Here is an 18,807-nt window from a genome sequence, read left to right on the forward strand (position 1 = left end):
TCTAGTTTATTTATAGAGCCATACTCTCATCAATGATAAAAGCTGATCAATTTTAACAGGTTTGGTGATATAGTCAGATGCTCCCGCTTCAATACACTTTTCACGGTCGCCCTTCATCGCCTTAGCTGTTACAGCTATGATAGGCAGATTGGTATTTTTATGTTCCCGCCTGATTTTCTGTGTGGTTTCATAGCCATCCATTTCAGGCATCATAATATCCATCAGTACAATATCAATCCGGTTATTCTCCATCAGAATATTAATAGCCTCCTGCCCGCTTTCGGCTGTGATAGTATTGATATTGAAACGTTCAAATGCTGTTGTCAATGCAAACAGGTTACGTACATCATCATCTACCACCAATACATTTTTATTAGCCAGAATATCCTCTTTGGAGCGAAGATTCTCAATAATCTTTTGTTTTTCAGGCAATAAGTCTTTATGATCCAGATGCAAATGCAGCACTGTCTCTTCCAGTAACCGATCCAGAGACTTCACATCCTTCAGTAATACCCTGTTGGCATATTGCTTCAGCTGTATCTTTTCTTTTGGCGAAAAGTCTTTGGCAGAATAAATCAGTACAGGTGTAATAGTATTCTTTTTAATGGAATTTACTTCTGTAATGAAGTCCATACCACTGATATCAGGCAGCATAAAATCTACACTGATACAATCATACATATTATTCCGGATTTTTTCCAGCCCTTCTTCACCAGTGGTAGCAATTTCAATATCTACCAAATCTCCATTGTCCAACATCTTCACCATTTGTGAAGAATCCAGCTCATTGTCTTCTACGATCAGGAGCTTTTTAGGGTTCCGGTTATGAAAATCTGTGATATCGTTAAACAATATCGTCAAAGCTTCATTTTTCAATGGCTTCTGCTGGAAGCTGCGAGCTCCTCTCTGCATCGCCAGTAATCGGTTTTCTTCTCCGGAAATCAAATGGACAGGGATATGCCGGAAGTTGATATCATTTTTAAAGAGATCCAGAATTCTCCAGCCACTGGCATCCGGAAGTTTCACATCTAGGGTGACTGCAATAGGACTGTATTTATTAGCCAGATCAAATACATCTCCGAATCCGGTAGCCACTACTACTTTGAGATCTACATCGTGTGCTTTTTCGATCATGATCTTGGCAAAGCGCAGATCATCCTCTACCACGAGCACTACCTTGTCATTCAGAGTGATATTGGTTCGGTCATCTCCGGTTTCATTGATGATCTCATTCAGCCCTTCCAAATCTTTTGTTTCAGTCACTTTTACAGTTGGTACAGACTGAATAGCCAGTTCATCGCTTTCTGACAGTTTGTATTCGCTGACAGTTAAACTGCTCTGTTTTTCTTTTTTAATCAGGTTTGGATTGTAGTCAATAGGAAGGAACAAAGTAAATGTACTACCTCTGCCTGGTTCGCTTTCCAGTTCTATTGATCCACCCAGCAACTCTGCCAATCCCCGGCTGATTGATAAACCCAGACCTGTTCCACCATATTTACGGCTGGTAGAGCCTTCTGCCTGCTGAAAGGCCTCGAAAATGATATTCTGCTTGTCTTTGGAAATACCGATACCTGTATCTCTGATCTCAAATGCTACAGTAAACGGTGCCTTATCCAGACTGATGTTACCTGGTTTCCAGTTGCGCTGAGCATGATAGATCCGGAATCTTACCTCTCCTTTCTCTGTAAACTTAAATGCATTGGACAAAAGATTTTTCAGGATCTGATTCAGACGTTGAATATCTGTTTCCAATGTATCCGGCAGTTTTTCATCTATCTCAATACTGAAACGAAGATTCTTGTTCTCTGAAATGTGTTTAAACGTTGTTTCTACGAATGACGTAATTTCATTGAAGCGAACCTTGATAAAGTCAGTTGATATGTATCCGGATTCAATTTTAGAAAGATCCAGAATATCATTAATCAATTGAATCAGGTCATCTCCGCAACTGTGAATGGTTTTGGCATATCGTACCTGCTTTTCCGTAAGATTACCTTCTCTATTCTCAAAGAGTTGTTGAGCCAGAATAAGCAGTGAGTTTAATGGTGTACGCAACTCATGCGACATATTGGCAAGGAACTCAGACTTATACTTAGATGTAAGCTGCAACTGTTCTGCTTTTTCTTCCAACGATTTCCGTGCTTCTTCTACTTCCTTGTTTTTGCCTTCCACTTCTTCTTTTTGCTTCACCAGCAAGTGTGCTTTATCCTGCAGCTCCTCGTTGGTACGACGTAGCTCATCGGTAAGTGATTGAGACTGTGCAAGTAGCTCTTCTGTACGAGTATTGGTTTCAATGGTGTTCAATACGATACCAATACTTTCTGTCAGCTGACTCAGGAAGTCCAGGTGAATTTCACTGAATGGTTCGAATGATGCCAGCTCAATTACTGCCTTGATTTCCTTTTCAAACAATACAGGCAATACAATCAGGTTTACTGGTGACGAATCTCCCAAACCGGAAGCAATCTTGATATAATCTTTTGGTACGTTGGTCAGTAGAATACGTTCTTTGTCCAGAGCACACTGTCCGACCAGACCTTCTCCCAATGCAAACTCCCTGCTGATATGCAGATCATTCTTAAAGGCATAGGAAGAGAATAGTTTCAGTTTCTTATTCTGAAGGTTTTCATCCTGTTCCAGAATATAGAACATCCCTTGTTGTGCGTTTACTACCTGAGCCAACTCAGAAAGAATCCGTCGTGTTACCGTATTCAGATCCTTCTGTCCCTGCAACATCTGGGTAAACTTAGCCAGGTTCGATTTCAGCCAGTCCTGCTCCTGGTTGCGTAAGGTAGTTTCTTTCAGGTTGGCAATCATCTGGTTGATGGTGTCTTTCAACTCTTCTACCTCACCCTTGGCCTCTACCCGAATCATCTGAGTCAGATCCCCTTTCGTTACCGCAGAGGCAACTTCCGAAATTGCCCGTACCTGAGTAGTCAGGTTTTCAGCCAGCTGGTTTACGTTTTCCGTCAGGTTTTTCCAGATACCCGATGCGCCCGGCACACTGGCCTGTCCACCCAATCGACCTTCAACCCCTACCTCACGAGCCACCGTTGTTACTTGGTCGGCAAACAACGCTAACGTATCAATCATTTCGTTGATGGTATCTGTCAACTGCGCTACCTCACCACGTGATACGATGGATAACTTTTGCTTCAGGTTACCCGTTGCCACGGCAGTCACAACCTTTGCAATACCCCGTACCTGGTTTGTCAGGTTGGACGCCATCATGTTTACCGAGTCGGTCAAATCTTTCCATGTACCTCCTACACCCGGCACTTCCGCCTGCCCACCGAGTTTACCTTCCGTACCTACTTCCCGTGCCACACGCGTTACCTCAAAGGCAAACGAGTTCAACTGGTCCACCATCGTGTTGATCGTGTTTTTCAGGTCGAAGATCTCCCCTTTTACGTCGATAGTTACTTTCTTGGACAAGTCACCTGATGCCACAGCTTTCGTTACCTCGGCAATGTTCCGTACCTGAGAAGTCAGGTTACCCGTCATCTGGTTTACTGAGTCGGTCAAGTCTTTCCATGTACCAGCCACACCCGGTACGAATGCCTGCCCACCGAGTTTACCATCTGTACCTACCTCCCGTGCCACACGTGTTACTTCGGATGCGAATGCCCGAAGCTGATCCACCATCGTGTTGAGCGTTTCTTTCAGCTGAAGGATTTCTCCCCGCACGTCCACGGTAATCTTACGTGACATATCCCCGTTCGCCACGGCAATCGCCACATCAGCAATGTTCCGTACCTGAGCTGTCAGGTTACCAGCCATCTGGTTTACTGAGTCGGTCAAATCTTTCCATGTACCTCCAACACCTGGCACGTTTGCTTGCCCACCGAGTTTACCTTCCGTACCTACTTCCCGTGCCACACGCGTTACTTCGGATGCAAATGCCCGAAGCTGTTCCACCATGGTGTTAATCGTATTTTTCAATTCGAGGATTTCTCCCTGAACGTCTACCGTAATCTTCTTCGACAAATCTCCATTTGCCACGGCGGTTGTTACCTCAGCAATGTTCCGCACCTGGGCTGTCAGGTTCGACGCCATCTGGTTTACAGACTCGGTCAAATCTTTCCAAACTCCACCTACCCCTTTTACCGTTGCTTGTCCACCGAGTTTACCTTCCGAACCTACTTCCCTAGCCACCCGTGTTACCTCGGCAGAGAATGAGTTGAGCTGATCCACCATGGTGTTAATCGTATTTTTCAGCTCAAGGATCTCTCCTTTCACATCCACGGTAATCTTACGCGACAAGTCTCCTCGGGCTACCGCTGTCGTTACTTCTGCAATGTTTCGAACCTGACCAGTCAGGTTGGACGCCATCTGGTTTACTGAATCGGTCAAATCTTTCCATGTACCAGCCACACCTTGTACTTCTGCTTGCCCACCGAGTTTACCATCTGTACCCACCTCTCTTGCTACCCGAGTCACCTCAGAGGAGAAGGAGTTGAGCTGATCCACCATGGTGTTAATCGTATTTTTCAGCTCAAGGATCTCTCCCTGAACGTCTACTGTAATCTTTTTCGACAAGTCACCTTTCGCTACCGCTGTTGTTACTTCTGCAATGTTCCGTACCTGAGCTGTCAGATTACCAGCCATCTGGTTTACGGAATCGGTCAAATCCTTCCAAACTCCACCTACCCCTTTTACCGTTGCTTGTCCACCGAGTTTACCTTCCGAACCTACTTCCCGTGCCACCCGTGTTACCTCCATGGAGAATAGATTCAGCTGCTTCACCATATCATTTACTTCTGTAGCAATACGGGCAAACTCTCCCTGCAATACGTGATCGCCAATCTGGAGAGGCATTTCCTGCGACAGGTTTCCTTTTGCTACCGAACCAATCACGTGTGCTATCTCAATGGTAGGATGCACCAGATCGGAAATCAGGCTATTGATTGAATCCACACTTGAGCTCCACGAACCTCTGGCATAACGTGGTAGTTCTACACGGTGATTGAGCTTTCCCTGCTTACCAATAATGCTTCTGGCAGTGGTAAGTTCGAGAACCAAGCTCTCATTGAGAGAAATAATATCATTTAATGTATCACAAATTTTTCCGGAAAGTCCGAGCTGATCAACAGGCATACGGACTGAGAAATTGCCATTCTTCACTTCAGCGAGTACCCTAAGCAATGCTTTAGCATCCAATTCATCATCAGATGAACCAAATGGCTTTGCATGTCCGTTCGTTCCGTCCGGTGTATGAAGCGACATATCTACTTCAGCCGTCTCTGCTACAGGTGATACCTGTGAAGTTCCATTCGTGGATTTTTTTCTAGAGTTCATACATTGGGTACGTGGTATATAGATTAAGTAGCTATACTATTGTATATATATTCAGTAAGTGGCAATTCGCTTTTTTGGAAAATCTCTCAATTATGTAAATTATGTAAAAACATTTTTTCTTCTCTTGCTTTCCTTGCATTACTATCACTTTTATGTACCATATCCCATTAGTGTAGGAATTGTTTTTCTGCAGGCTTCTAACGATAATAGATACCCGTGTAAATATTTCTATTTACATAGCAAACTAATCATTACTCAATATAGTGTAATGATCACTTCAAACACAATGATACGAATAAAAAGATCTGTAATGTATGTTATCAAGAGGCAAATACCAGCATTTTACCAAAATACATGCCAATTCTAAATTATGCATTTAGGGGAGGATTATCCTTAAAGAGAACTGTTTTTTATGAAATGTGTACATGCAGATGTAGAAACTTTCTACAAATTGTAGAAGTATATCCACATATTTTACAAATGAAGATGATCTCTGTGTGTATAGATAGCACAACACTAGCAGGTAATCTTATCAATTACGCTACAAAGAGTTGTAGTCACTATGCTTTTAACGCAAAACCCAGGTAAATAGTGCAATAGAGGAAAAAAATTTAAGCTGAGTAACCTAAAAGTCTATCTGCATGATTAATTCTATAACATAAAAAACATGAGTGATCCCGAATATTGGATTTGAATACAACCCAAGCCTATACTTTTGAAAAGAGTGTAGGCTTGGGGTAACTTTTGAGGAATATCTCTTTCTACATTAGTTTATAATCCAGAACATATCTCTTCTTATCGCCTTGTTACTTTTTTGCTTGCCCAAAAGAGGGGCACCAAATGAGAATTTGGTGAGCCAGATTTGTGTGTTAGCAAAAAAGGCACTTTTTCCCGATCCTTCCCCCCACAAGGCCAAAGGCCAACCTCGCGGGAAAAAGATTGCCAACGCACTTACACTGCCACTCACGATTGAAGTCAATGCAACTCTCTTTGTAGCTTATTTATTTTACTATGTATTCCGCTTCAAAGTCAAATCCTTTTACTCAATATTCGGGTTGAATCATGTCTATACTATATAGGATAGCAGATAGTTGTTTACTTCACTATAACTTTCCGAGTGGCATTGCCTTTATCGGTTTTGAAAACAACCAGATAAATCCCTACGCCATTACCCGACAGATCCAGTTCTTTCTGATAGCTACTTTGCGAAACAGCTTGTGTATATATTTTCTGTCCCAAGTTATTATACACGTCGATGTTTTGTATCCGAGTGGAGGCTTTAGAAAAGTCAATCGTAAACCTGCCATCTGATGGATTTGGTGAAATAACAATCGGTCGGCTCCATTCTGGTTGTTCAGTAGCTGTAGGCTTAAGTACAAATTCTGTTTCACTGGTAGCAGTTCCACCAAGAGTAGTGACACTTACCTTGCCAGCTGTTACTCCTGTAGGGATGGTCACAATCAATTGTGTTTCTGTAGCTGAAACCACAGTAGCGGTCTTTCCATTAATGGTAACAGTATTATCAGTCAGTATATTCTGATAATTGGTTCCAGTAATAGTGATCTGCTCACCAGTCTGTGCAGTTTCGGGAGTAAAGCTGCTGATGGTTGGAGGCAGGAATACAACTCCTTTCTCAGACAACTGATTTTGTGGATCAATCACTGGTGGTACGTCATAAAGGACATTGGCTGTGGTATTGGTCCGTATAGGATCATTGTAATCGAAGAAGATATCAGCAAAGTTTTCAATTAGTGCTTTTTCTGCCAGATTGGCTTTGGGTTTAATGGTAAACTGAATAAACCCATTACTCCCAGCCTGATCACGGGTGCTATCAGGTAGATTGATAGTATTGAATGTCCAGGTCAATACCGGACGGCCCTTACCTGTAACCTTCAAGGAATACATATGTGAAGCAGATCCCATCTGTAGAGTGGAAATATCCAAACTCTCTGAAAGAGTATCAACGACAGTTACTGTGTAGGCATAGTCGGTTCCTGTATTCTGAAAGCGAATGGTGTATTTCAGTTCCGTATTTGTCGGTGTATAATGGTCTTTCGGTGTACCTACAGGACTTACCAACTTATCATTAGGGTCAAATGAGTCAATGATAGGTAAGCATTCGACTGCTACTTCGGGTTCTGCGTCTTCTTGTGGCAAGGCGTCTACAAATCCCTTGCTGACCACATCACTAATAGAAGCCACACAACCTTCAATAGTCAGGTTTGTTTGTGATTTGCGTGGATGGTCAGGGCGTTGATTCGCTTCCAGACGGACAGTTTTGCCATTGGCAGGAATCCGTAGTACCAGGCTATCTCCTGCCTCTAGTTTATAGTTTTTACGCAACGCCAGTTGGGCATTGAGCAATATACGAAACTCCGCACTATCGGCCATTGGCTGCCCGATGTTCTTAATTACCATTTGCACGCGTCCGTTCTCTACGCATTTACCTGTCAGCATAATATCTGACTTATCCCAGGTGGAACTCTCCGGTAAAGTATAATCATTAGCCGGAGTAATCCATACTTTCGTACAAGCTGTCAAACCTGTAATATCAGCTATACAAGCTACTGAATCAGTGATTTGAATAGTACTTGTTTGATTAGCACCAAGTGTTTCTATAGAAAACACATAACTAGAGTCCGGAGTTATTGTAAATAGCTTGTCAGCAGTTTGAAGAATCACATTTTCAGGCATTTTTACATACACTTTCACATCCTGAGCATCCGCATAGCCTGTATTAGAGAAAGTGACAACAGTCTGACTGGAAAAGCATCTGCGCCTGCGATCAGAGCTTACTGCAATAGTAAGGTGAGGAATCGCCGTGACTGTATTTCCAAAATTGATGTTCGATACACGCTCTCCTTTGCTGGAAAGTGTCACAGAAGTAGAGATATTGTTAACCGGACAAACAGGCTGTAACAACACATTGTCAGTATTCAGTATCTGGCTAACAGTATAGGTTCCAAGCGGAACAGCAATACGATAATTGCCTTCTCTATCTGTAACCCCAAAGTAATCGCCTGGTTCTGTTTTGACTATTATTCCCTGAAGAGGCTTATCTGAGGCATCGAACTTACAATTCAGATTGGCATCTGAGTAAATAGTACCATTGATAAATGCTACCTGATCCGTGCTATAAACCATCACCCCCAGAGTGCTATTAGTCCAGTAAACATCTCCTTCTTTGTCAATGGCAATAGCATACGGTTGCATGGATATTGAGAGTAGATCTATTTTTGACAAGAATTTACCTGTAGGATCAAACTTCTGAATGCGTCGATTTTGTACATCTGTAATCCAGATGTTATCCTCATTGTCAACAGCTACATCAGACGGATAATTCAGTTGGCCATCACCTGCGCCATTGGAATTAAGCTTTAGTAAAAATTTACCATCTGACGAAAACTTCTGGAGTCGATTATTATTGTTATCTACAACCCAAATATTTCCTTTACTATCCACATTTATTCCCTGAGGCTGATCAAACTGGCCATCTGCAGATCCCTGAGAACTACCAACCTTAAGCAGAAAGTTTCCATTTTTATCAAACTTCTGGACACAATGATTGTTTCTATCAGATATCCAGATATTATCCTGGCGATCTATACAAATGCCTTGAGGAGAAATAAATTGACCATTACCCGTTCCTTTTTCTCCAAAAGCAAATAGAAAGTTACCAGTAGCATCAAACTTCTTTATTTTTTGATTGCCGGAGTTTGTAATCCAAACATTTCCCTGACGATCCAGAGTTAAATCCTGAGGATAGTTTAATTGAGTATCAGCCATACCTAACGATCCAAACGTAGAAAGAAAGTTGCCATCCGGATCAAATTTCTGAATACGATGATTACCCTCATCTACTACCCAAGTATTGCCAGAATTATCAACAGTTACCCCCGCCGGATATCTGTAAGAGCCATTATCTGAAGCAGGAGAAGCAAACTTTGAAAGAAACTTGCCATCTGTGCCAAATCGTTGAACACGATTATTACTACAATCCGCTACCCATATATTATCTTGCTTATCTATAATCATCCCTTTGGGATTAGCTAATTGCCCATCATTTGAACCTACTTCTCCTGAAGTTAGCAAAAATTTACCATTGCCGTCAAATTTCTGAATACGTCCATTTCCATTGTCCAGCACCCAAACATTTCCTTTACTATCAACAGCAACACTCCAGGGATGATTGAATTGTCCATTTCCAGATCCCTCTGATCCTACTTTTAGCAAAAATTTACCACTAGAATTAAACTTTTGAATACGGTGAGCATAGGAATCTGCTACCCATACATTTCCTTGAGTGTCTACTGTAATACCACTGGCAGACATAAACTGTCCATCTGCAGAGCCTCCAGATCCTGTTTTTAATAAGAATTTGCCAGTAGCATCAAACTTTTGTAAGCGGTTGGATTCATCTGTAACCCATATATTTCCTTGTATGTCAACGAATATTGCGGTTGGATTGGAAAGCTGTCCATTTCCAGTTCCTTTAGAACCAAACTGAAATAATAAACTTCCTTTGGAATCAAACTTTTGAATTACACTTTTGTAACTATCAGCTACCCAAAGATTACCTTGGGCATCGGTTGCAATATGGTTAGTACCTCCAAACACATCAACCCGAGATCCAAATGAGCCTACCATAAACAAGAACCGACTGTCAGCACCTAATTTCATAATGGAACGATCTTCACTAGCTACATATATTGCCCCATTTATATCCATGGCAATATCAGAAGGTCTACTTGCACCTGTTTTTCCAACTGTTCGTTTAAATGTATATTGTTGTGCCCATACTTCTGAAGTAAATCCTATAAAAAGTAATAGAAATAAAATAACACGGGGTAAAATTTTTATCATAGAATGAATTACAAAAATAAAGTTATTCAAAGCCTGTTTCAGAGTGTTAAACCTTCACTCTGATTATTTTGTCTGAACATATATACTACTCTCTATGAAGTAGTAATCAATTTTCTTAGAAAAAAACATAATCTTTTCAATGCTACCCTTCTAGCCAATAAATATAGTGCTGCCACATATTTCCTTTACGTATATATAGACTATCTATTGCCGGTCCCATTTGACAGTACAAAAAGTCTTATGTATTTTTCAGGGAATTGTGTATGATTAACACAAAATAGTATTCTCACTCAGTACCTATCCTTTATGATCGTAAGCCGCACTGTATTTCGTGTTCTATTTGCATTTGTTTTTCTAACAGGCAATGCATGGAGCCAGGTTAAAAAAGATTTTATTTCCAATCCGGTTATCAAGGGATATTTTGCAGATCCCAGCATTATCAAACATCAGGGCAACTATTATATCTATGCAACTATAGATCCCTGGGGAGGGGACGAACTGGCGGTATGGGAGTCAACAGACTTTGTGAACTGGACGCAGAAACACATTAACTGGCCTACCAAACAAGCGTGTACCAGTCCTACATCCAATGGAAGTAAGGTATGGGCTCCATCCGTAGTGAAAGCGCCCAATGGTAAGTTTTATATGTATGTATCGGTAGGAAGTGAAATATGGGCAGGTATGAGTGACAGTCCGTTAGGGCCATGGAAAAACGCAAAGTCAGATAATACTCCTCTGCTGGCGGGCAACTCTACTCCTGGTGTTCATATCATCGATTCGGATTGTTTTATTGATGAGGATGGAAAAGCCTATCTGTACTGGGGATCTGGTTTAAACTGGGTCAATGGACACTGTCTGGCAGTTAAGCTCAAACCCGACATGATCTCGTTTGACGGAACACCAAAAGACATTACTCCTCCCAACTACTTTGAAGGTCCACATATGATCAAACGCAAAGGCCTATATTATCTGATGTACTCGGATGGCAAAGCCATTGATGCTACCTACAAGGTTCGCTATTCAACAAGCAAAACGCCGTTTGGCCCATGGACAGAAGGTCCTGAAAGTCCTATTCTGGCTACCTCTGCTGATAGCACTACCTATGGTCCGGGACATCATACAGTTTTCAGGGAAAAGGGACAGGACTATATTCTCTATCATCGCATTTTTCCTCAAAAGAAAGAATATGTACTGCGGGAGTTATGTATCGACAGCTTGAATTTTGATACCAAAGGTAATATCCGCAAGATCACTCCAACCGGCGTCAAATCATTTGTAAAGAAGAAGTAAATCACAAATGCAGAACCCCAATCAGATAGTCGACTGGGGTTCTGCATTTGTAAAAGTTTAGACTACATAGTAAGTCATATACGTAGTCAGCTTATATACTTCTCCACGTTTACTTCCTTCTGTTCTTTGGAATAAATAGCATACGCTCCCTCATTCCTTTATGCTAAAAAGATTCTTATGTTTTGTCTTCACAACATGTGTTTACTTAACTACAAACGCATGTGCCAATGAATATCATGTTCTGCTGAATGGCAAAAAAATTATGCAGAGCATAGAATTTGAGGAAGGATACGACCTCACAGACCCAGATCAGATAAAAAGGTTTAAGGAAGATCTGGTAAAACTGGACAGTCTTTGGAAAAATACACACGATATAAAAGCCTATTCCGACTATGGCGTTATCCTTATGTATCTGGGTCGATACAAGGAAGCGAAAAATGTATTTTCTACTATAGAGAAGATCCAACCTAATCTATACGCTACTGCTGCTAATCTGGGAACAGCCTATGAACTGTTAGGAAAAAATGATTCGGCTTATTACTGGATACAGAGAGGCATTACCCTTAATCCGGAATCACATGAAGGTTCAGAGTGGTTACATTTGAAGATTCTGGAAGTAAAGTTAAAAGGATTATCCTACCTAACCAGTCGGTTTATGCTGGGAACAGACTTAGGTAATGATTCTATTCCTAAATCTTCCATACCTAAACAAAAGCTTTTGGATTTACGCTATCATATTTCATATCAACTTCAGGAACGTATGATGTTTGTAAAAGCGCCTGAACCGATTGTTGCCTTTCTATTATTCCAACTAGGTAGTATGAAAGCTATTACAGATGATGTTACAGAAGCATTATACTCCTATAATGCTGCGTATCGTTATGGTTTTAGAAGTGAACTATTTGTCAAAAGATACTTTAAGTTCAAGCAGATTCATGCACATACACCTATGCCAGGTACGATTCTGTCAGATCAGGAACTACTCGCAATCATTGGCAAAGCTAGCCTCGTTTCTGCAAAGAAGGTAGATACCCTTACCTCAGCAAAAGCTCCAAAAATTACACATGAGGACTCTGATACTTTACCCAACCAGTCCTCACCCTATCGCAGCTATATGATTGCAGGAGCATTAATAATAAGCCTTGCAGCAGGTTATTTTATTTTTAGAAACCGAGTATAGGTCTTATCAACTGATGTGTAGCAACTACTTCCTATCTGCGCATAGTTCACAGCAAACTAATTTTTGCTGAAGGCAAGATTGTCGGTTTGATCAATGAAGAGTTTGCCTATAACTCCAATCACTTTTTATTTTGATCGGAGTTACGATCATTTTTTTGTTTGCGCATAACTCACGGCAAAAATAAAATTTGATCGTAACTCCGGTCACTTTCTCTTCTGCGCATAGTTCACGGCAAAAGAATTTTTGAGCGGAATTCACCGCAAGCAAAATGCCTTATCATGTCCGATATCTTTTCTGGAAATGAAGATGTTTCTTGCGCGGGTTTCCATTCAATGCTGTCACTTAAGGAAAGTTGTTTCTTTTCCTCTTATTTCTTTATTGTCCTTCTGAAAGAATCTTCCCGCCCACGCCGATGCGTGGCAGGCAGTTAGTGCCATGTTTGGTTTATGAGCGAAAGAATATTCTCCAGTTGGGAAGGCTACCGGTTTTGTTAGGGAGTATATTTTAAAAGGACAAAAAGGGGGAAGATGAAAGTTAATTGGTTTGGTTTTTCGATGTCTGACAATTGTGTTTCATAACGATTCATTGGTTCATTTGCCGGATCAATATGAACTAATAAAATCATTGGTTCATCCATCATTTTAAATACAATTGTAATACACTTTATTTCAATACATTACAACTTATTATTGGTTCATTTATTGGCTCACTATTGGATCAAAAAGGAGGGATAAGATTTATTGGTTCATTGGTTCACTCTCCTATAGGAGAGTGAACCAATGAACCAATAATCCCTAGAGTAATTTATCAACGTAACAAGTAACCTTCATTGATGGTGGCTACCCAAAAATGAATAGGCTTTTAGTTCTTTGAGGATCATATAAATATATGTATCTATTTCGGGATTGTTAATGTGGTATGGTTTACTATAAAACAACAGCTAGTAGAGACCCATTCAAATTCGTTTGAAGATCATTTTATACTTTGTACCAAATCGAATCCTCTTTAGCCAAATAATTATCAAAAGTCCCACAATGTTGAGTAAAACACTGAAAAAAATATTGTCTACTGTATTAGGAGTAGTGGTATAACGATATCCCTTTGCTAAAAAATACTTCTCCTGCTCTTCCCATAGAGCTGATTCTCCAGCTACTACCTCCCATCCTATTCCAGCATATTCAGACTCTTCAAACACATATACTTCTTTTGTGAGATGATTAACTGCTAAGGCATCAACTGTACAATAAGAGGGCAAAGAAAATAGCAGAAAGCTGATCAGGAGTATAGATTTTATAATTCGCATAGGATTCCTATATGGTACAATTAAGATTTCGTAATATTATAACTATACAGCTTTTTAGCATACATTTCAATTCCTCTATGGTACAATTAAGATAAAGAACGCTCATGCAAAAGCAGGTATACATTCTAAATTTCAATTCCTATATGGTACAATTAAGATAAACGCTTTCTCGCTTAGCGTATGCACACTACCAAAATTTCAATTCCTATATGGTACAATTAAGATCAGATGAAGACCCTCTCTTTAACCTACCGATCATGCATTTCAATTCCTATATGGTACAATTAAGATTTTTCAAGTCCACGTGTCCTAATAGCTTGGCAATAAATTTCAATTCCTATATGGTACAATTAAGATCCACAGGGAAGTGTGTCTTTTCAATTTATACTTGCATTTCAATTCCTATATGGTACAATTAAGATCTCTTGCATACTTATGCTGCACTACCATTCAGGAAAATTTCAATTCCTATATGGTACAATTAAGATCCTGCTCGTCTAGTGTGAGAGGTCTCTGGCTACCTCATTTCAATTCCTATATGGTACAATTAAGATCCTGCTCGTCTAGTGTGAGAGGTCTCTGGCTACCTCATTTCAATTCCTATATGGTACAATTAAGATCCTGCTCGTCTAGTGTGAGAGGTCTCTGGCTACCTCATTTCAATTCCTATATGGTACAATTAAGATTTGATCATACGGAAAGATATCGTGTCCTCTTTTATGTATTTCAATTCCTATATGGTACAATTAAGATTGCATCGTCCCAATACTTCAGCAAATTCTCTCCTTCATTTCAATTCCTATATGGTACAATTAAGATCTGGATAACGATCATCAGATAGGCTATAGAAGGTCGATTTCAATTCCTATATGGTACAATTAAGATCATGAGCGATGTCAACAATATTAATCATTGCAGGATCATTTCAATTCCTATATGGTACAATTAAGATCCGTTAGAAACGAAGCTAAAAATAGCGTTTTCAGCACAAAAACGCAGCTTTTATAATTTGTTTTTTCGTAAAAAGTCGTCGATGTGTAATACTATAATTGACCCAGGGGTTCGACGACTCGCTGACTACCAGACAATTACCTTTAAAAATAGCCCGTTAGAATGCTTTCTTGGTTGAATCAACATAGACTTTTTTGCCGGTCGACGACATTACCAAAAACTCTCTCCACATTTTTAACTCTTCGGTCTCCTATTCAAAGGCAGGCAAGAAAGTAGTAAGACGCTCTTTCTGAGTAAAGTTCTGTAATTACTCATTCACAATAAACTGAAAATATAAAATCTTACAGAACTACTAGTAAAAAAGGGTAAAAATACCCTTTTAACAAAGTAGATCTATATGTTATTTAACGCTAGTTAGTAAAATGTAACCTGGATACACTTTCCATTCCCATTCATTCGTATGAAAAAATCGATTATTCTACGTCGACAGCTTCGTCTTATACATATGGTAGAGAAGCCCTATACGTACCCTTCTCAAAAGACTATAGAAGACAGACTTCGGGAATATGGCATCGATGCAGCAGCCGAACGAACCTTGGAATGGGATAGAAAACATTTACGGGACGAATATGGGATACACGTCCGGTATGATACTAAACGAAAAGGGTACTACCTGGATATTCCCCCAGACGAAGATGTCAGCGAATTTCCCAAATTTGTAAACCTGCTGGAACGGCGCGAACGATTGGAGTTTCTTTCTGAGTCGATTGGAGGCAAGCACTCTGCCTCACGTTATCTGCAACTGGAAGGGAATAGTCAGTTTTCAGGATTGGAGTTGCTATCGGATATATGGAACGCCATGCTCGCCAGTCGGGTGATTCAGTTTACGTACCGTCCTTATACCAGTGATGAGACAAAAGATCGGATTGTCGAACCTGGTTTGTTGTTTGAATATCGAAACAGATGGTATCTGGCGGCCTATTGTCATACAGCACAGAGCCTGCGCACGTTTGGATTGGACCGTATGCGTAAACTTATGGTTACAGATCAGACCTTTACTACCAATCGGGCAGATCAATGCCGCAATTACCGCAATCATGTTATTGGCGTGACGACTCCATCGGATGAAGAAGAGAAGGAGGTACTACTACGATTTACAGCTCAGGAAGGAAAATATGTCAAGTCTCTTCCGATGCATTCTTCACAGCAAATTGTAGAAGATACTCCTACTCACCTGATCATTAAACTCATTGTAACGCCCAATCATGAACTGGAGCGGGAAATTCTAGCCTATGGTGAAGAGGTTGAGGTACTAGCGCCGGATTCGCTGCGGGAAAAGATAAAATCCCGTCTGCAAAAAGCCATTGCGAAGTATGCTGTAATGGCTATCAATGAAAAAATATAAAAAACTTTTCTACTCCGCAACGTTTTGGCGGGATGCCTCCACAACTTTGTGATCAACAAACGCATAAAAGCACTTCCAACGAACTTCTGATCTGACCTATGCGACTGAAACTAACCTTACAAAAAACCGGAAGCCAATCAACATTGCCGATTAACTATGCCTATCCGTTGTCGTCATGGATATACAAAGTGATAGGCAAAGCGGATGAGACATATGCTGATTTTCTGCATAATAGTGGATACTCTGCGGGGCATAAGCGATTTAAGTTCTTTACCTTCTCCGCTTTGCAGATCCCTCGTTTCGATATCCGAAAAGGAAGTGACCGGATTGCAGTGCTCTCAGACGAAGTAGGTCTTATGGTGTCTTTTTACACCGATAAGGCGGCGGAAAACTTTGTGATGGGTTTGTTTGCCGAACAGGAGTTTCGGTTGGGAGATAAAGTGTCACAGGTAGATTTTCGGGTAAAGCAGGTCGAAAGTCTGGCCTGGCAGATACCGTCCGAAACAGTGCACCTGCGTACGTTGTCTCCGCTGGTAGTCAGTCGTAAAAACGACCGTGGACATGACGACTACTTTTCGCCTCTTCAGGAAGGCTATCAGGAATTGCTGTTTACCAACTTGCTCGATAAGTACATTGCCAGTGGACAGTCTTTACAAGCCAGTTGGACGGATGTACCTATGGAGTTTCGCTTGCTGAGTGCAGCACCCAAAGCTCGACTGGTAACATTGAAAGATCATTCACCAGAAGCGACCAAGATAAAAGGTTATCTGTTTGACTTCGAACTCACCGCTCCTCGTGAACTACTGGAAATCGGCTTACTCGGAGGATTTGGCAGATACAATGCGGAGGGATTTGGGTGTTGTGAGGTGAAGGGATAAGTGACTAGTTATTGGTTGTTCTGTTTGTCAGATGAGAAAAGATAGGGCTTTTCATCACGAAGTTTTTTCCATTCCTCCTGTAGTAACGTCATAGCAACCTGTTCAAGCTTTTCTGCCTGTTCATCAGAAAGTTTGGATATAGGATTGACAGGAAGATTGCGATCGTCAAAAGTTTGATTGTATGACTCTTTGTTAAACATAATGTTATACTAAAAACATGAATACAAGTATAGAAAAAATTGACTATCAATCCCTAATCGAAACAACAGGTGATCCATTTGCTGATGTGGGGGGCTATGTCATAAAATATCTAAGTAACCAAGATGATTTTAAAGACAATAATCTACTGGAAATCATTGAGAAAATAGCCAAGATATATGTAAATGATTGGAATGCAGGCTTACATGCTTTTTTTCTTAACTCAACTATTACTCAAGCTGCATACGACAACAACAAAAAGTTAATAGAAACACTGAACTTTTACAAAGGCTTGATTAATGAAACAATTCCTTTTCAAAGTGGGTATTGCCGTATTTCCGGAAAAAAAACAAAGTTATTTTCTGCAGGAAGAGATAATCATATTCTTTCTGGATCTGGAACTTTTATCAATTTCCACCATAGCTTTGAAGCAGGAATTTATTTATCGAAGGAAGTATTAATTCGCATTTTTTTTATCCCATTTGGCTTGGTACAATTAGGTGATAAGGTTGCTCTGATAAACAGCAACTATGAACTAGTTTCTCAATACTTTGCCCATTTAAACACTGCTAAAAACTTTCAGGAGTTAGGTGCAAAACAATCTAAAAGTGTACTTAAATCTGAATTTAATCAGCCTTCTAATGCAATGTTCGGCTTTGCCGATAAGTGTATTCAAAATATTAAAACAGCATTAGGAGATGAAGCTGAAATAGAAAAGAAAGACGTTATGCTCAATCTTTATCATTTTACAAATTTCGCAGCAAAGCCAGAAGTAGAACTATATCAATTGCCTGCCAATGTTTTCAAATTCTATTCTTATTGTTTAAGTCCTCTTCTGCAAACAGATTGGAAAAACTTTGTATATGCTCATTATCGCAATTCTAAAGTAAAAGAAGGCAAATTTAATGAGCAAACAGGAGAATGGCAGGACCAGAAAGATTCTTTCAGCTATGACAGGTTTAAAACCTGGCGCAACCTCATCTATGACAAACTACTGTTTAATCAGTCTATCCTTCGTGAGATTTTAAACTGGAGTATCAAACACAGATTCAATTTCAAGATTGTTGAAACTTATCAAATCCGCTTAAAGAATATGGACAAAAAAACGATTGAGAAAATTAAAGAGCTTGCTGACTTTATAGTCATTGATCGGGATGAGGATACTATAAAAAAATCAATCACTCGATTAAATGGTGAAAAATCAAGTCAGGGTCTTCGACAATATCTGCTTAAATTAATTGCAGACAATTACAATAAAGGAGTACAAAAACCTCTCATTACTCTGGAAGAGTTTGTAAGCTATCTCTTCCCCGATGGTACAAACTGGCGAGAACTTCGGGATCTGCTCCTGATTGCTATTTATCAAAAGCTTCATGAAACAAATATCAAAGTCGAAGTTGAAATTACAGAAGAAGACACTGAACCTCAAAACCTTAATTAA

At 40.2% G+C, this 18,807-nt stretch carries 9 protein-coding genes and 1 CRISPR repeat array; of the genes, 5 read left to right on the plus strand and 4 right to left on the minus strand.

Translation table 11 applies throughout. The features are described 5' to 3' along the window. Window positions 1-6: 6 nt before the first annotated feature. A complete protein-coding gene (locus QNI22_RS06010) occupies window positions 7-5,298 on the minus strand; it encodes a HAMP domain-containing protein (protein ID WP_314509721.1) in 5,292 nt (1,763 codons plus the stop codon). A 1,095-nt stretch (window positions 5,299-6,393) separates the two neighbouring features. Next, window positions 6,394-10,161 (minus strand): DUF7619 domain-containing protein, encoded by a 3,768-nt coding sequence (locus QNI22_RS06015; protein WP_314509722.1) that lies wholly within the window; start codon window positions 10,159-10,161, stop codon window positions 6,394-6,396. A 306-nt stretch (window positions 10,162-10,467) separates the two neighbouring features. On the opposite strand from QNI22_RS06015, the gene QNI22_RS06020 reads away from it, so the two are divergent. Together QNI22_RS06020 and QNI22_RS06025 are read left to right on the plus strand one after the other, a co-directional pair. Beyond that, window positions 10,468-11,451, plus strand: coding sequence for a family 43 glycosylhydrolase (locus QNI22_RS06020; protein WP_314509723.1), 984 nt, complete (start codon window positions 10,468-10,470; stop codon window positions 11,449-11,451). A 262-nt stretch (window positions 11,452-11,713) separates the two neighbouring features. After that, the gene (locus QNI22_RS06025) at window positions 11,714-12,631 is read left to right on the plus strand and encodes a tetratricopeptide repeat protein (protein WP_314509725.1); all 918 of its coding nucleotides are present in this window, start codon (window positions 11,714-11,716) and stop codon (window positions 12,629-12,631) included. Window positions 12,632-13,586: 955 nt separating this feature from the next. On the opposite strand, the gene QNI22_RS06030 is transcribed toward QNI22_RS06025, so the two are convergent. Beyond that, window positions 13,587-13,886 carry a hypothetical protein gene (locus tag QNI22_RS06030; RefSeq protein WP_314509726.1) on the minus strand — a complete coding sequence of 100 codons (300 nt, stop codon included), beginning with the start codon at window positions 13,884-13,886 and terminating at the stop codon, window positions 13,587-13,589. A gap of 45 nt (window positions 13,887-13,931) precedes the next feature. Next, window positions 13,932-14,887: direct repeats of the CRISPR family, unit length 31 nt; unit sequence ATTTCAATTCCTATATGGTACAATTAAGATC. 458 nt (window positions 14,888-15,345) lie between these two features. Between QNI22_RS06030 and QNI22_RS06035 the strand changes: the two genes are divergently transcribed. Both QNI22_RS06035 and cas6 read left to right on the plus strand, forming a co-directional pair. Next, window positions 15,346-16,290, plus strand: coding sequence for a helix-turn-helix transcriptional regulator (locus QNI22_RS06035; protein ID WP_314509727.1), 945 nt, complete (start codon window positions 15,346-15,348; stop codon window positions 16,288-16,290). A 98-nt stretch (window positions 16,291-16,388) separates the two neighbouring features. Then, window positions 16,389-17,168 carry a CRISPR-associated endoribonuclease Cas6 gene (gene cas6, locus QNI22_RS06040; RefSeq protein WP_314509728.1) on the plus strand — a complete coding sequence of 260 codons (780 nt, stop codon included), beginning with the start codon at window positions 16,389-16,391 and terminating at the stop codon, window positions 17,166-17,168. Window positions 17,169-17,176: 8 nt separating this feature from the next. On the opposite strand, the gene QNI22_RS06045 is transcribed toward cas6, so the two are convergent. Next, entirely contained in the window at window positions 17,177-17,368 is a 192-nt protein-coding gene (locus QNI22_RS06045) for a hypothetical protein (protein WP_314509729.1), read from the minus strand. Window positions 17,369-17,385: 17 nt separating this feature from the next. Between QNI22_RS06045 and QNI22_RS06050 the strand changes: the two genes are divergently transcribed. Continuing rightward, complete coding sequence (locus QNI22_RS06050) at window positions 17,386-18,807, plus strand: type I-B CRISPR-associated protein Cas8b1/Cst1 (protein ID WP_314509730.1); 1,422 nt, start codon at window positions 17,386-17,388, stop codon at window positions 18,805-18,807.

The sequence above is a fragment of the Xanthocytophaga agilis genome, from assembly GCF_030068605.1.
Taxonomy (GTDB): domain Bacteria; phylum Bacteroidota; class Bacteroidia; order Cytophagales; family 172606-1; genus Xanthocytophaga; species Xanthocytophaga agilis.

Coding starts and splice junctions, on each gene's coding strand:
- QNI22_RS06010 (WP_314509721.1), bottom strand. CDS start 5,298: ATGAACTCTAGAAAAAAATCCACGAATGGAACTTCACAGGTATCACCT.
- QNI22_RS06015 (WP_314509722.1), bottom strand. CDS start 10,161: ATGATAAAAATTTTACCCCGTGTTATTTTATTTCTATTACTTTTTATA.
- QNI22_RS06020 (WP_314509723.1), top strand. CDS start 10,468: ATGATCGTAAGCCGCACTGTATTTCGTGTTCTATTTGCATTTGTTTTT.
- QNI22_RS06025 (WP_314509725.1), top strand. CDS start 11,714: ATGCAGAGCATAGAATTTGAGGAAGGATACGACCTCACAGACCCAGAT.
- QNI22_RS06035 (WP_314509727.1), top strand. CDS start 15,346: ATGAAAAAATCGATTATTCTACGTCGACAGCTTCGTCTTATACATATG.
- cas6 (WP_314509728.1), top strand. CDS start 16,389: ATGCGACTGAAACTAACCTTACAAAAAACCGGAAGCCAATCAACATTG.
- QNI22_RS06045 (WP_314509729.1), bottom strand. CDS start 17,368: ATGTTTAACAAAGAGTCATACAATCAAACTTTTGACGATCGCAATCTT.
- QNI22_RS06050 (WP_314509730.1), top strand. CDS start 17,386: ATGAATACAAGTATAGAAAAAATTGACTATCAATCCCTAATCGAAACA.